The sequence below is a fragment of the Streptomyces bauhiniae genome (assembly GCF_004784475.1).
Taxonomy (GTDB): domain Bacteria; phylum Actinomycetota; class Actinomycetes; order Streptomycetales; family Streptomycetaceae; genus Streptomyces; species Streptomyces seoulensis.
The window spans coordinates 328,121-341,223 of sequence record NZ_SRRT01000001.1 but is presented as its reverse complement, the minus strand read 5'-3'; the positions used below and the strand labels follow the sequence as shown (position 1 = coordinate 341,223).

At 69.2% G+C, this 13,103-nt stretch carries 17 protein-coding genes and 1 pseudogene; 13 read left to right on the top strand and 5 right to left on the bottom strand.

Annotated elements, in window-relative coordinates; all coding sequences use genetic code 11:
* Nucleotides 1-87: 87 nt before the first annotated feature.
* Nucleotides 88-1,662, bottom strand: a complete 1,575-nt coding sequence (locus E5083_RS01685) for a beta-N-acetylhexosaminidase (protein WP_135784387.1) — start codon at nt 1,660-1,662, stop codon at nt 88-90.
* A gap of 207 nt (nt 1,663-1,869) precedes the next feature.
* On the opposite strand from E5083_RS01685, the gene E5083_RS01680 reads away from it, so the two are divergent.
* The 5 genes from E5083_RS01680 (at nt 1,870) to E5083_RS01660 (ending at nt 6,013) form a co-directional block, all read left to right on the top strand.
* Nucleotides 1,870-2,430 carry a 2-oxo-4-hydroxy-4-carboxy-5-ureidoimidazoline decarboxylase gene (locus tag E5083_RS01680; RefSeq protein WP_135783791.1) on the top strand — a complete coding sequence of 187 codons (561 nt, stop codon included), beginning with the start codon at nt 1,870-1,872 and terminating at the stop codon, nt 2,428-2,430.
* Nucleotides 2,431-2,618: 188 nt separating this feature from the next.
* On the top strand, nt 2,619-2,999 hold the full coding sequence (gene sdhC / locus E5083_RS01675; protein ID WP_037774792.1) for a succinate dehydrogenase, cytochrome b556 subunit: 381 nt from the start codon (nt 2,619-2,621) through the stop codon (nt 2,997-2,999).
* A gap of 5 nt (nt 3,000-3,004) precedes the next feature.
* Complete coding sequence (locus E5083_RS01670) at nt 3,005-3,478, top strand: succinate dehydrogenase hydrophobic membrane anchor subunit (protein ID WP_030806556.1); 474 nt, start codon at nt 3,005-3,007, stop codon at nt 3,476-3,478.
* A 19-nt stretch (nt 3,479-3,497) separates the two neighbouring features.
* Nucleotides 3,498-5,252 carry a succinate dehydrogenase flavoprotein subunit gene (gene sdhA / locus E5083_RS01665; RefSeq protein WP_135783790.1) on the top strand — a complete coding sequence of 585 codons (1,755 nt, stop codon included), beginning with the start codon at nt 3,498-3,500 and terminating at the stop codon, nt 5,250-5,252.
* Complete coding sequence (locus tag E5083_RS01660; protein WP_086689828.1) at nt 5,252-6,013, top strand: succinate dehydrogenase iron-sulfur subunit; 762 nt, start codon at nt 5,252-5,254, stop codon at nt 6,011-6,013. Before sdhA ends, E5083_RS01660 begins: the two co-directional genes overlap by 1 nt.
* A gap of 122 nt (nt 6,014-6,135) precedes the next feature.
* On the opposite strand, the gene E5083_RS31595 is transcribed toward E5083_RS01660, so the two are convergent.
* A complete protein-coding gene (locus E5083_RS31595) occupies nt 6,136-6,348 on the bottom strand; it encodes a hypothetical protein (RefSeq protein WP_244317386.1) in 213 nt (70 codons plus the stop codon).
* On the opposite strand from E5083_RS31595, the gene E5083_RS31590 reads away from it, so the two are divergent.
* The 6 genes from E5083_RS31590 to E5083_RS01630 all read left to right on the top strand — a co-directional run bounded on the left by E5083_RS31590 (nt 6,253) and on the right by E5083_RS01630 (nt 9,251).
* A complete protein-coding gene (locus E5083_RS31590) occupies nt 6,253-6,648 on the top strand; it encodes a PDDEXK family nuclease (protein ID WP_244317377.1) in 396 nt (131 codons plus the stop codon). The genes E5083_RS31595 and E5083_RS31590 overlap by 96 nt on opposite strands.
* Nucleotides 6,531-6,914: a VOC family protein gene (locus tag E5083_RS01650; protein WP_279632436.1), complete on the top strand. Its 384-nt coding sequence runs from the start codon at nt 6,531-6,533 to the stop codon at nt 6,912-6,914. The genes E5083_RS31590 and E5083_RS01650 overlap by 118 nt, the downstream gene beginning before the upstream one ends.
* Nucleotides 6,915-7,009: 95 nt before the next feature.
* The gene (locus tag E5083_RS01645; protein WP_135783788.1) at nt 7,010-7,417 is read left to right on the top strand and encodes a hypothetical protein; all 408 of its coding nucleotides are present in this window, start codon (nt 7,010-7,012) and stop codon (nt 7,415-7,417) included.
* A complete protein-coding gene (locus tag E5083_RS01640; RefSeq protein WP_244317348.1) occupies nt 7,414-7,926 on the top strand; it encodes a thiol-disulfide oxidoreductase DCC family protein in 513 nt (170 codons plus the stop codon). Before E5083_RS01645 ends, E5083_RS01640 begins: the two co-directional genes overlap by 4 nt.
* Before the next feature lie 9 nt (nt 7,927-7,935).
* Nucleotides 7,936-8,664, top strand: coding sequence for a TetR/AcrR family transcriptional regulator (locus E5083_RS01635; RefSeq protein ID WP_135783787.1), 729 nt, complete (start codon nt 7,936-7,938; stop codon nt 8,662-8,664).
* A gap of 95 nt (nt 8,665-8,759) precedes the next feature.
* Nucleotides 8,760-9,251, top strand: coding sequence for a hemerythrin domain-containing protein (locus E5083_RS01630; protein ID WP_135783786.1), 492 nt, complete (start codon nt 8,760-8,762; stop codon nt 9,249-9,251).
* A 43-nt stretch (nt 9,252-9,294) separates the two neighbouring features.
* Here the strand turns inward: E5083_RS01630 and E5083_RS01625 are convergent, their stop codons facing one another.
* Both E5083_RS01625 and E5083_RS01620 read right to left on the bottom strand, forming a co-directional pair.
* A complete protein-coding gene (locus E5083_RS01625) occupies nt 9,295-9,753 on the bottom strand; it encodes a PPOX class F420-dependent oxidoreductase (RefSeq protein WP_135783785.1) in 459 nt (152 codons plus the stop codon).
* A gap of 715 nt (nt 9,754-10,468) precedes the next feature.
* Complete coding sequence (locus E5083_RS01620) at nt 10,469-10,924, bottom strand: NUDIX domain-containing protein (protein ID WP_135783784.1); 456 nt, start codon at nt 10,922-10,924, stop codon at nt 10,469-10,471.
* Nucleotides 10,925-11,234: 310 nt separating this feature from the next.
* Between E5083_RS01620 and E5083_RS01615 the strand changes: the two are divergent.
* Nucleotides 11,235-12,251: pseudogene (locus tag E5083_RS01615) on the top strand (NsdA family TPR-like regulatory protein); the annotation flags it as partial.
* The gene (locus E5083_RS32305; protein ID WP_483025177.1) at nt 12,247-12,378 is read left to right on the top strand and encodes a hypothetical protein; all 132 of its coding nucleotides are present in this window, start codon (nt 12,247-12,249) and stop codon (nt 12,376-12,378) included. The pseudogene E5083_RS01615 and the gene E5083_RS32305, both read left to right, overlap by 5 nt.
* A 13-nt stretch (nt 12,379-12,391) precedes the next feature.
* Here the strand turns inward: E5083_RS32305 and E5083_RS01610 are convergent, their stop codons facing one another.
* Nucleotides 12,392-13,069, bottom strand: coding sequence for an alpha/beta fold hydrolase (locus tag E5083_RS01610; RefSeq protein WP_135783783.1), 678 nt, complete (start codon nt 13,067-13,069; stop codon nt 12,392-12,394).
* Between the last annotated feature and the right edge of the window lie 34 nt (nt 13,070-13,103).

Here is a 13,103-nt window from a genome sequence, read left to right as displayed (position 1 = left end):
GCTGGAACGGCGTACGCGGCCCTCCCCAGAGCCGCGTACACACGAGCGAACACGGAAACATACGTGTTACGCCGACATTCCGTCCACTCACCCCAGCTTGTTCGACAGCTCCTTGAACTGCGGCCAGGACAGCGCCGGTTGACCCGGGTCCCAGAGCTTCTGCACGGTGGCCCGCAGCGGCATCCGGATGCCGGACGCGACCTGGCTCTCGGTCTGGGCGTTCGGGAAGTCGCACCACACGGCGAAGGAACCGCCGAGGATCTGACCGTCGTACTGCGCCGGGACCGCGCTCGTGCCCCGGATCACGCGCGGGGTCCACTCCTGGTAGATCCGCTGGCCGGTCGGGTAGGTGAAGTCGTTCGGCTCCCCGAGGACGTAGTAGAGGTACTCGTCGTTGTAGTTGTAGACCTTGCGGCCCGCGCTCAGGTAGTCCACCGGGGGCCGGGCGCCGATCTCCTTGCCGGTCCAGTAGGCGACCTGGATGTCCTTGGCGGGCTGGATCGTGGAGTCGCGCAGAAAGCCGTCGTTCCACGCCCGCATGGTGCGGTCGTGGGCCCGGACGGTGTCCGCGCGGCCGTTCAGCCAGCCGGTGGTGAGGTCGGCGACGTTGCCGTTCGCGCCGTAGGCGTCACGGGCGGCCGCGGCGAGCTGCGGGTAGGACGCCTCGGGGTCGGAGACGACCAGCGCCTGGTACTCGTCGCCGCCCAGGTTCCACTTGCTGCCGGGGAACAGGTCCGCGTATTCGTCGAGCAGATCGTCGACGATCTTCGCGGACTCGGGCTTGGAGATGTCGATCGCGCCGCGCGTCGCCTTGCCGTTGACGTTGCGGAGCTGGAGGTCGGGGTGGGCGGCGATGACGGCGCCCAGGTGTCCCGGCGAGTCGATCTCGGGCACGATCTGGATGTGCCGGGCGGCGGCCAGGTCGACGATCTTCTTGACCTGCGCCTTGGTGAGATGGTCCTTGGATACGATCTCGGGGTGGCTGGTGGACTGGATGCGGAACGCCTGGTCGTCCGAGAAGTGCAGTCCCAGCTCGTTGTACTTCAGATCGCCGAGTTCGCGTATCCGGTCCTCGATCCAGGTCTCCGAGAACGGCTTGCGCGCGATGTCGAGCATGAAGCCGCGCGCGGGCTTGGCGGGCTCGTCCTTGACCACGCCCTCGGGCGCCGTGCCGCCGCCGTGGACCTCCTGCTTGAGGGTCCGGGTCCCGTAGAAGACGCCCGCGTCGGCGGGCCCCTCGATGTCCACCCGGCCGTCGCGCACGGTCATGGTGTACGACTCCGGGTTGCCGCTCCCGCCGAGGCCGAGGCGGACGTCGCCGGCCTTGGCGTCGTTCTTCTCACCGCCGTAGTCGAGGCCCAGCTCACCGGCTATCAGCTTGCCCTCGTCGGCCAGCGCCGGATCGGTGACCACCACCCGGCCGCCGTCCTGAGGCTTCCAGCCCGGCCCTCGGGCGGCGGTGTGCTCGCGCACCGCCGGGATGGTCTGCGGCGCCTTCGACATCGGGTACGAGCGGCTGGGCGAGGGGGTCGGCGGGTCGGCCTGCCGGGAGGCGCCGACCGCGCCCGCGTCCGAGCCTCCACCGGAACCACCCCCTCCGGATGACGCCCACACTCCGACGCCCACCCCGGTCACCACGGTTGCGACGACCGCGGCGGCCATGATGGCCCGCTTCCGCTTGAGCTGTCGTGCCGAAGCACGATGTCTGTGCTGGCTCACCCTCCCAACGTACGACCGATCCTCGGTTCACCCGTCACCGAGACGTTCCGAAACTCTCCCGTCCGAGTGAAATTCGGGCATCAGCCGGACACACAGTGACCACTCTCGATAACGTGTCGGCACATCCTTCACAGCTCCCCCTGTCGCCCCCTGCCGTCCCCCCTCCCACGAGGACCCACGCTGCCTGCGCACCGTTCGCCGTATCTCCCGACCCCGCTCGACGCCTTCAACCTGGCGCCGGCCGAGGAGGCCCGCGCGCTGCTCCTGCGCTGTCTGCGCAACGCCCGCTGGGCGCACCGGCTCGCCGAGCACCGCCCCTACCCCGACCTGGCCGCCCTGCTGGCCGCGGCGGACGAGGCGGCCTACGACCTGCGCGTCGTCGACCTGGCCGACGCCCTGGCGGGCGAGTCCCTGCCCGAGCTGCCCGAGGACACCTACTCGGCCGCCCACACGGCCCTGAGCGCGGCGCACGCCGCCTACGAGGCCCGCTTCGGCCATGTCTTCGTGATCGCGCCGGGCGGGGCTTCCCCCGAGGAGGCGCTGGACCGCGTCCTGGAGGGCATCCGGTCACGATTGGCGAACGATCCCGAGGACGAGCGGGTGATCGCCGCCGAGGAGCTGCGGGGCCTGGCCCGGCACCGGCTCACGACCCACCTGGGCACCGCCGCCACCCGTACGACCAGCGATTACGCGCCCCGGCCGGGTGTATAGCGGACCAAACGGAACGGATGCGCACGAGCCGGAAGGCCACAAGCGGCCGGATCACCCGAAACAGGCCCCCCGTCAGCTTCGCCGCACCTCATGGATACGATGCTGAGGGCCGGTGGACCGTACCCGGCCGGGCCCGACCGACAGCGAAGCCGGCGCGGCCCTAGTCCCCGCATCCGGAGGGTTCTTCCGTGCCGGCTGGAACGTTGTACCGCGGCCGGGAAGGCATGTGGTCCTGGGTGGCTCATCGAGTCACCGGCGTCCTCATCTTCTTCTTCCTGTTCGTTCACGTGCTGGACACCGCTCTCGTGCGTGTCTCCCCCGAGGACTACGACAAGGTCGTAGCCACGTACAAGACCCCGATCGTCGCGCTGCTGGAGTACGGCCTCGTCGCCGCCATCCTCTTCCACGCGCTCAACGGTCTGCGCGTCATCGCCGTCGACTTCTGGTCGAAGGGCCCGCGCTACCAGAAGCAGATGCTGTGGAGCGTCCTCGGCGTCTGGATCATCCTGATGGCCGGCGCCCTGTACCCGGTCCTCGGCCACGCCGCTCGTGTCCTGTTCGGGAGCTGACGCCGATGTCCACCTCTGAGATCAACCTGACGGGCTCCTCCGCGGACGCCGCCGAGGACGCCTACGCGCTCTCGCTCGACGCCCCGCGCTCGCGCACCCGTACCAAGAAGACCCCGAAGTCCACGCGGGGCAACTTCGAGATGGCCGCCTGGCTCTTCATGCGCCTGTCCGGCATCGTGCTGGTCGTGCTGGTCCTCGGCCACCTGCTGATCCAGCTCGTGCTGGACGGCGGCGTCTCCAAGATCGGCTTCGCCTTCGTGGCCGGCCGCTGGGCGTCCCCGTTCTGGCAGGTCTGGGACCTGCTGATGCTGTGGCTGGCGATGCTGCACGGCGCGAACGGCCTGCGCACGGTCATCAACGACTACGCGGAGCGCGTGAACACCCGCCTGTGGCTCAAGGGCCTGCTCTACACGGCCACGGTGTTCACCATCCTGCTGGGCACGCTGGTGATCTTCACCTTCGACCCGAACATCCGCTAGGCACGGGGCTGCGAGAATCATGAAGATCCACAAGTACGACACCGTCATCGTCGGCGCCGGTGGCGCGGGCATGCGCGCGGCCATCGAGTCCACGAAGCGCAGCCGCACCGCCGTGCTGACCAAGCTCTACCCCACCCGCTCCCACACGGGCGCCGCGCAGGGCGGCATGGCCGCCGCGCTGGCCAACGTGGAGGAGGACAACTGGGAGTGGCACACCTTCGACACGGTCAAGGGCGGTGACTACCTGGTCGACCAGGACGCCGCCGAGATCCTGGCGAAGGAGGCCATCGACGCGGTCCTCGACCTGGAGAAGATGGGCCTGCCGTTCAACCGGACGCCCAATGGGACGATCGACCAGCGCCGCTTCGGCGGTCACTCCCGCAACCACGGCGAGGCCCCGGTCCGCCGGTCCTGCTACGCGGCCGACCGCACCGGCCACATGATCCTCCAGACGCTGTACCAGAACTGCGTCAAGGAGGGCGTGGAGTTCTTCAACGAGTTCTACGTGCTGGACCAGCTCATCACCGAGGTCGACGGCGTCAAGACGTCCTCCGGCGTGGTGGCGTACGAGCTGGCCACCGGCGAGATCCACGTCTTCCAGGCGAAGTCCGTGATCTACGCGTCCGGCGGCACCGGCAAGTTCTTCAAGGTGACGTCCAACGCGCACACCCTGACCGGTGACGGCCAGGCCGCGTGCTTCCGCCGGGGCATCCCGCTGGAGGACATGGAGTTCTTCCAGTTCCACCCGACCGGCATCTGGCGCATGGGCATCCTGCTGACGGAGGGCGCCCGCGGTGAGGGCGGCATCCTCCGCAACAAGGACGGCGAGCGCTTCATGGAGAAGTACGCGCCGGTCATGAAGGACCTCGCGTCCCGTGACGTCGTCTCGCGCTCGATCTACACCGAGATCCGCGAGGGCCGGGGCTGCGGTCCCGAGGGCGACCACGTCTACCTCGACCTCACCCACCTGCCGCCGGAGCAGTTGGACGCGAAGCTGCCGGACATCACCGAGTTCGCGCGCACCTACCTGGGCATCGAGCCGTACACGGACCCGATCCCGATCCAGCCCACCGCGCACTACGCGATGGGTGGCATCCCGACCAACGTCGAGGGTGAGGTCCTGTCGGACAACACCACCGTCGTGCCGGGTCTGTACGCGGCCGGCGAGGTCGCCTGTGTCTCCGTGCACGGCGCCAACCGCCTGGGCACCAACTCGCTGCTGGACATCAACGTGTTCGGCCGCCGCGCGGGCATCGCCGCCGCCGACTACGCCCACACCGTGGACTTCGTCGAGCTGCCGGAGAACCCGGCAGGGATGGTCGTCGCGCAGATCGAGCGGCTGCGGGACGCGACCGGCACCGAGCGGGTGGCCGACATCCGCCGGGAGCTGCAGGAGACCATGGACGCCAACGTGATGGTGTTCCGCACCGAGCAGACGATCAAGACGGCGGTCGAGAAGATCGCCGAGCTGCGCGAGCGGTACCTCAACGTGTCGATCCAGGACAAGGGCAAGCGGTTCAACACCGACCTGCTGGAGGCCATCGAGCTGGGCAACCTGCTGGAGCTGGCCGAGGTCATGGCGGTCTCCGCGCTGGCCCGCAAGGAGTCCCGCGGCGGTCACTACCGCGAGGACTACCCGAACCGCGACGACGTCAACTTCATGCGTCACACGATGGCGTACCGCGAGGTGGGCGACGACGGCTCGGAGACCGTGCGTCTCGACTACAAGCCGGTCGTCCAGACCCGCTACCAGCCGATGGAGCGTAAGTACTGATGGCTACCCCTGTTCTGGACAAGGCCGAGGCGGCGTCCGCGGCGTCCCCCTACATCACGGTCACCCTCCGCATCCGCCGGTTCAACCCGGAGGTCGCGGCGGAGCCCCACTGGGAAGACTTCCAGTTGGAGATGGACCCCAAGGAGCGCGTCCTCGACGGGCTCAACAAGATCAAGTGGGACCTCGACGGCACGCTGACCTTCCGGCGTTCCTGCGCCCACGGCATCTGCGGGTCCGACGCGATGCGGATCAACGGCAAGAACCGGCTGGCCTGCAAGACGCTGATCAAGGACGTCAACCCGGGGAAGCCGATCACGGTCGAGCCCATCAAGGGCCTGACCGCGCTCAAGGACCTCGTGGTCGACATGGAGCCGTTCTTCCAGGCGTACCGGGACGTCATGCCGTTCCTGGTAACCAACGACACGAACGAGCCGACCCGTGAGCGGCTGCAGTCCGCCGAGGACCGTGAGCGGTTCGACGACACCACGAAGTGCATCCTGTGCGCCGCGTGCACCTCGTCGTGCCCGGTGTTCTGGAACGACGGCCAGTACTTCGGTCCGGCCGCGATCGTGAACGCCCACCGCTTCATCTTCGACTCGCGCGACGACGCGGGCGAGCAGCGCCTGGAGATCCTCAACGACCGCGACGGCGTCTGGCGCTGCCGCACCACCTTCAACTGCACCGACGCCTGCCCACGCGGCATCGAGGTCACGAAGGCGATCCAGGAAGTGAAGCGAGCACTGATCACGCGTCGCTTCTGAGACTCGTCTCCGACAGTCCCCAAGGGCCCCGTTCCGCATTCCGGAACGGGGCCCTTTCGGGTGAATGTGGGTGATCGCGGAACGCGTGGATGTGGTGCGCCGCACGAGAATGCCGCTCATCGTCATCCAGGAGGCAGAGCGATGTCCGGCACACCCGCGTGGACGCCCCGCACGCCTGCGTACTGACCGACGTCATGGTTCTGCTCATCAACGGCGAGCTGCACCGGGGCGAGACCCTGGTGGCGCAGAAGATCGCCATCCGGCTGCCCACCGGCCCGGAGGACTACGCCGTCCCTGACCTCGTAGTGGTCAACGACGACATCGAAGATCACCACGTCGCGAACAACGCGTACGACCCCGCCTGCTTCCGCCTCGTCCTCGAAGTGACCTCCGGCAACTGGAAGGACGACCCGACTCCATCGGAGCGAAGGTCACCCTGGACGTGGCCGCGATCATCGAGGCGGGACGCCCTCGTCGCTAGCCTGACGGTATGTCAGACGACGAAGCGCATGAGTTGCTGGGGTTCGACAACGTTGTACTGCCCGTGGGGGATCTCGGGGAGGCGGTGGGGTTTTACGAGCGGGCCGGGTTCAGCGTGGGGTTCCGGTTCGATGAGGGTGGGATCGCGCTGCTGAGGGTCGGCGGGGAGACGCCGGGGATTTTGTTGCGGGTTGAGGACGGGCTCGGGCACCGGCCGCCCTCCTGGCCCGCGTCCCGGCTCTGGCTGGAGGTGCCGGACGCGCGGAAGGCCGCACGGCGGCTCGCGGGGGTCGGGATCGAGCCCGTGGACGAGGCGATGTCGACGGCGACCGGGCGAACCGTGGAGTTCGCGGACCCGTGGGGGAACGTCTTCGGGTTCACCGACTACACCAAGCGCCCCGAACTCGCCCGCAGGGCTTGAGACTCAGACCTCACCCTTCTTGGTTGAACACGTTCAAAAACAGGTCTACAGTCATCCCTGTCAGCGTTTTGAACGCGTTCAAGAAGGGGTGGGGCATGGACCGCACCGTCATCGCCTACGTGATCTACCTGGCCGTCAGCATCGGCCTGACCGTCTGGGTCGCCCGCACGCTCAGCCGCAACGGCAGGGTCTTCCTGTCCGACGTGCTGCACGGCAACGAAAAGCTCGCGGACGCCGTCAACCACCTCCTGGTGGTGGGCTTCTACCTGGTCAACCTCGGCTTCGTGACGCTCTACCTGAGCGACGACGGCACGATCGAGGACACCCGCGGCATCTTCGAGACCCTCTCCGCCAAGCTCGGCGTGGTCCTGCTGGTCCTCGGCGCGATGCACCTCGGCAACGTCTTCGTCCTCAACAAGATCCGCCGCCGCGGCCTGATGGAGCGCGAGACGCAGCCGCCGGTCGCCCCGCAGGGCTGGGTCGCGCCGACGGCCGGAGCGTGAGCGGGCCCGTGGACCGGGGCGTCACGAGCGCCCCGGTCCGGGGCCTGACGGTCCTCTACGACGCCGAGTGCGGCCTCTGCACCCACCTGCGCGACTGGCTCGTACGGCAGCAGCAGTTGGTCCCCCTGGAGCTGGTGCCCGCCGGCTCGGCCGAGGCCGAGGCCCGGTTCCCCGGCGTGGACCCGGCGGGCACGCTGGAGGAGGTCACCGTGATCGGGGACTCCGGCCAGGTGTACCGGGGCGCGGCGGCCTGGGTCGTGGTGCTGTGGGCCCTGCGCGAGCACCGCCCGCTGGCCCACCGCCTCAGCACCCCGGCCGGCGCGGTGCTGGCGCGGGGCGCGGTGCTGGCGGCGGCGAAGTACCGGGGCGCGCTGTGGGGCAAGCAGCGCGGCGGCACCTGGGGCGGGCAGGGCACGTACCGCCGCGCGGACGGCTGGAAGTACGTGCGCGACCAGGGCTGGGTGTACGACCCCCCGTCCTGCGCGGGCCGCACCTGCCCCACTCGTTAGGCTCCCTACGTGCCCGCGAAGAACGACGGCCCCGAGGCCGGACCCCAGAGCAAGTCGGAACACACCCGCGCGCTGATCCTCGAGACCGCGATGCGGCTGTTCCAGGAGAACGGCTACGACAAGACCACGATGCGGGCCATCGCCAAGGAGGCCGGCGTCTCGGTCGGCAACGCGTACTACTACTTCGCGGGCAAGGAGCACCTGATCCAGGGCTTCTACGACCGGATCGCCGCCGAGCACCAGGTGGCGGTCCGGTCGGTGCTGGCGAAGGAGACCGACCTGGAGGCCCGGCTCGCGGGCGTGCTCACCGCGTGGCTGGACATCGCGGAGCCGTACCACGAGTTCGCCGTGCAGTTCTTCAAGAACGCGGCCGACCCGGACAGCCCGCTCAGCCCCTTCTCCGCGGAGAGCGAGCACGCCCGCGAGCAGGCGATCAGCGTGCACCGCGAGGTACTGGCGGGCTCGAAGTCCAAGGTCTCCCCCGAACTCCGCGACGCCCTACCGGAGTTGATGTGGCTCTCCCAGATGGGCCTGGTCCTCTACTGGGTCTTCGACCGTACGGAGAACCGCGAGCGCAGCTACCGCCTGGCCCGGCGCGGCGCCCGCCTCACCGCGCGCGGCGTGGCCCTGTCCCGCTTCCGGGTCCTGCGCCCGCTGGTCCTGGAGGTCCACGAACTCTTCAACGACTTCCTGCCAGGGATGACGAAGGCCCTCCCGGCGCCGCGCAACCGGAGCTGATCCCGCCCCTCGCGGCGAGTCATCCCTGCGCACGGCGGGGGTACACGGTGAGGGCCCGAACACTTCGCATACCTCGCACGAGAGTGGTGCCCCTCATGGCCGAGACCCAGGACGTCGTCGAACTCATCCTCCAGGACCACCGCCGCATGGAGGACCTCTTCCGGCAGATGCGCAGCGTCGAGGCCGACCGGTCCGCCGCGCTCAAGGAGTTCGCCGATCTGCTGGTGGCGCACGCGCTGGCGGAGGAGGCCGAGGTCTATCCGGCGCTCAAGCGGTACCGGAACATCGACAACGAAGAGGTCGAGCACGGCGAGCACGAGCACGACGAGGGGAACGAGGCCCTGCTGCACCTGCTGGAGGTCAAGGAGGTCGGCTCCGAGGAGTGGGACTCCAAGCTGGAGGAGCTGGTGGAGGCCATCACCCACCACACCGACGAGGAGGAGCGCACCATCCTCAACGGCGCCCGCGAGAACGTGCCGATGCCCCGCCGCGAGGAGCTGGGCGCGGCGTTCCTGGAGGACCGAGCCCGCCGCCTCAAGGACGAGCCGGGCTCGATCGAGAACCTGCGCAAGGTCGTCAACTCCTGACCCCCAGGGGCGCGGGCCCCGGCCGAGGCCCGCGCCGCCGCTCTCAGGCGTCGATGTCGAGCGCGGTCCCGTACAGCCGGTCGGCCCGCAGCCGGATGACCACCCGGCGCTCGGCCACCAGCTCCGCGAAGAACGCGGCCTCGTCTGCGGGCCTCGCCTCCACCGGGATCATCCCGAGCAGCTCCCGCCCCACGGCGTCCCCTGGCACCTCCGTGGCCCCGGAGACCTCCGCCTCCCCCTCGGCGACGGCGAACGACCACACGTCCCCGCCCGGCACGTGCAGCGCGGCACGGGGATCGTTCCGCAGGTGCGCGACCTTGACCCGGTCGGCGGTGGTGGAGAAGCGCGCGAGACGCGCCTGCGCGTCCCACGCGTACGCCATCGTGGTCAGGTGGGGGTGCCCGTCGCGCCGCACGGTGGCGAGCGTGCCGAACCGCTGCTTGCCCAGCAGCTCGGAGAGGGCTTCGTCGGACAGAGTGCGGGGAGCGGGTCTCTGCGTCATGAAGCCGTCAACACCGTTGCCGCTCGGCTGATTTCGTCAGCCGTGCAGGAGGTCGCGCATCTCCCAGGAATGGCCGGGCTCGTGGCCGGCGAAGAGGGTGCAGGCGTCGTCGTCCTCGGCGGGGGCTTCGCAGGGGGTGAGCCGGACGAACTCGCAGTCGTCGCGTGCAACTCGCAGGTGAGGTAAGCCAGTTCGTGCGGGGGTAATTCGGCGGGGTCCTCGGTGGTGGCCTTCAGGTGGCGGATGAGCTCCTCGCGGGGCCGGTGGCTGGGGTGGTTGCAGTGCCTTCATGGTGCGCTCTCTGGTGGGCTCGGTAGGTACGGCGAAGCGCGAGGCTTCGCCGTCGTAGTTCCTAGGCACTGAGCCCCACGTCAGGGTGAGCGAAGTAGGCACCCGTCAGAAAGGTGCCCGCGAAGGTGCCAGGGCCGTGCCGGGCATCGAGCCACGCGGCGATTCCCCTGCCGCCTCAGCAACCGGCCCCTCTTCCCGGCCGGTCGTGATGTCCTCGTCCGACAGCGTCCCTGTTACGTCCCGGAACACGAGCCGGCCCAGCGCGTCGTCCGGCTCACGCATATCGACTTCGCGAGGCGCTCCGAGGCCGGCAAGAATCTGTGGTCCGGGTGCTGGGCCGTCAACTCCGACGGGTCCGCCCGTAAGGCACCAAGAGCCGCCGCGGCGTGATCTCCGACAACGGTCTCGTTCGGCGCCAGCGGTGTCAGGCCGATGGGTTGCCCAGGATGAGCCGCCGGTGAGAGTCCTGCATTCCCTCGGGCAGTGAGTCCGGGTTGAACCACTGTGCCTCCAAAATCTCGAAGTTGTCGATCTTCAGGGTTCCTCCGGTGTGCAGTGCCTCGTAAGCCACCTCGACCCGGAGTTTGTATCCGCTCGTCACACTCACCAGGCGACCGGGCTTCACCTCCAGCCCGGTTTCCTCCTTCACCTCCCGCACGACGGTGAGCGGGAACTCTTCACTCTTGACGGCGTATCCGGTGGGGAGCCCCCAGGGCCTCTCCGGGGGCCACATGCGGTGCTTGAGAAGCAGCACCTGACCGGCGTCGTTGCGCACTACTCCGGTGACGCCGACCATGAATTTGGCGTGTGCGAACCACAGGACCCGCCACTGCAGAGGGCCGCGAATGAGACGCCAAAGCCGGGCTACCAGTCGTTTCATCGTTCGCCTTTCCGAGGAACCGCGGGCGATTCGATTGCCTGCCCGCAGTGATTTCGCCGAGTCTGTCAGTCACGATGCTCGTGATCACAGATACTCACCACGGCTTCGCGCGTTCGCGCATGCGGTGAGAGCGTTCAAGCGCTGTTCTGAGTCACAGGCTGAACGTCCATGGGGTCGGCCTGCCATGGCTGCCCCCCAATGACCGGCCGCAGGCACCACTTCTGGCCACAGCACACGCCAACCGCATGAGCACGCTGCGCGTTAGCTTCGTCACCGGAGCGGGACTTGAAAGCGGCGGGGAGTCGTGGCGATGGGCGGCAAGGAACCGAACGACGGGTTGGCCCGGCTGATCAGTGAGGCGGGCTGGACGCACGCCCAGTTGGCGCGGGCCACCAACGCCCTGGGGACGGAGACGGGTACGCCCTTCCGCTATGACGAGTCCGCCGTCAGCCACTGGTTGAACGGGACCAATCCCAGGGAACCCGCTCGACGTTGCATCCTTGAAGCACTGCGAAGGAAGCTGGACCGGTACGTCACCTACGCGGAAGCAGGGTTCCCGCCGCCCAAGCACGACCACCCTGCCGCCGGAGGTGACACGGTGGAAGGGCTGATCGAACTGGGTAGGCAGGGCATGGACCCGTCCCGGCGAGGCGTCCTGGGGGGCGGGCTTTTCTCCGTCGCGCTCACCGTCCCCGGATGGCAGGACGTGCTCGGACGGCTGGAGGCGTTCAAGACCGGCCGGGCGACGCGCATAGGGATGCCGGAAGTCGACATGGTCATCGACATGACGGCCAAGGTCTCCGAGCTGGACGACCAGTTCGGCGGCCGTCACGCACGGCCGATGGCCGCCGCGTCGGATCTCAGTTACCTGACGGGCTACATGGCCGTGGACGAGGGACTGCATGGCCTCGCTCAGCGCTACTACGTCAAGGCCCTCGAACTCGCGGGAGCAGCGGACGACCACCTGACGTACTGCACGACGCTGCGGGGCATGAGCGTCAAGGCGGTCGACCTCGGCCACGGGGCGAAGGCCATGGCCCTCGCGGACGCGGCCGCTGCCGCCTCCCCCGCCGCCGGCCCCAGGATGCGGGCGTTCCTCGCCGGGCAGCAGGCGCACTCGGCGGCGCTCCTCGGCGACCGCGCCGTCGCCCTGCGGCACATCCGTGCGGCGGAGGCGGAGATGGACCGCGCGGAGAGCAGGGGCAAGCCGTTCGGCTCGTACGACCCCTCGTCACTCAACTACCACGTCTCGCAGGCAACTCCGGCTGGGGCACCTCGAAGCGGCGTGCCGGACGTGGCGGACCGCGCTCGACGAGTGGCCCATGGTCCAGTCCGGCCGCGCCGACGACCGCATGCGCACCATGGTCAAGCTGATCAAGCCGCACACCGGCAACTCCCACGCCCGATCCCTGTACGACCAGGCACGGGCCACGCTGCCCGCGTCCATGCACTGAGAAGGTCCCTGCGTCAGTCGGAGTCGCCCGGCAGCGCTCCGAGCACCGCCGCGAGGCTCTGCGGGTCGCGGCGGGCGATGTTGTGGCCGACCGGGATCTCGTGGACCCGCCAGTTCGGGTCGGCGCGCAACCGCTCGGTCAGGGTGATGAACGGGCTGCCCGGCCACGCGCCACCGCTGATGAACGTGCGGTCGAGCGCGGGGTGGGGGTTGCCCCCAAGGCTGATCGACTGGACGAAGCTCGCCAATGGGTGCGGTCGGGCGCGGGGGTCGAGCCCCTCGGGGACCGCGACCCACCGACCGTCGGCACGGGCGCCGGCGATGAACAGCTCCCGGAAGCTGTCGCTGGTCAGGGACCAGCAGGAATCCCCGTCGTCCGGGACGTACGCGTCGATGAAGACGAGCTGATCGATGCGGTCGCCGAGGCGGTGCGCGACACCGGCGATGACCATCCCGCCGTAGCTGTGCCCGCACAGCGCGACGGGCGTTCCGTCGCCACGGCCGATGACCTCTGCCACCTGGTCAATGTGGGCGTCGAGGTTCGGCGGGCGGTCCGCATCGGCCGGGCCGTCCGGCTCCAGCCCCGACAGGGTCACCGCCTCGACGTGGTGGCCACCCCGGCGCAGCTCGGCGGCGACCGGTTCGAACACCCAGCCACCCTGCCAACCGCCCGGCACCAGAACGTACTTCATCGCGTGATCCTAGGCCGGGCCACGCAGGGCGGGA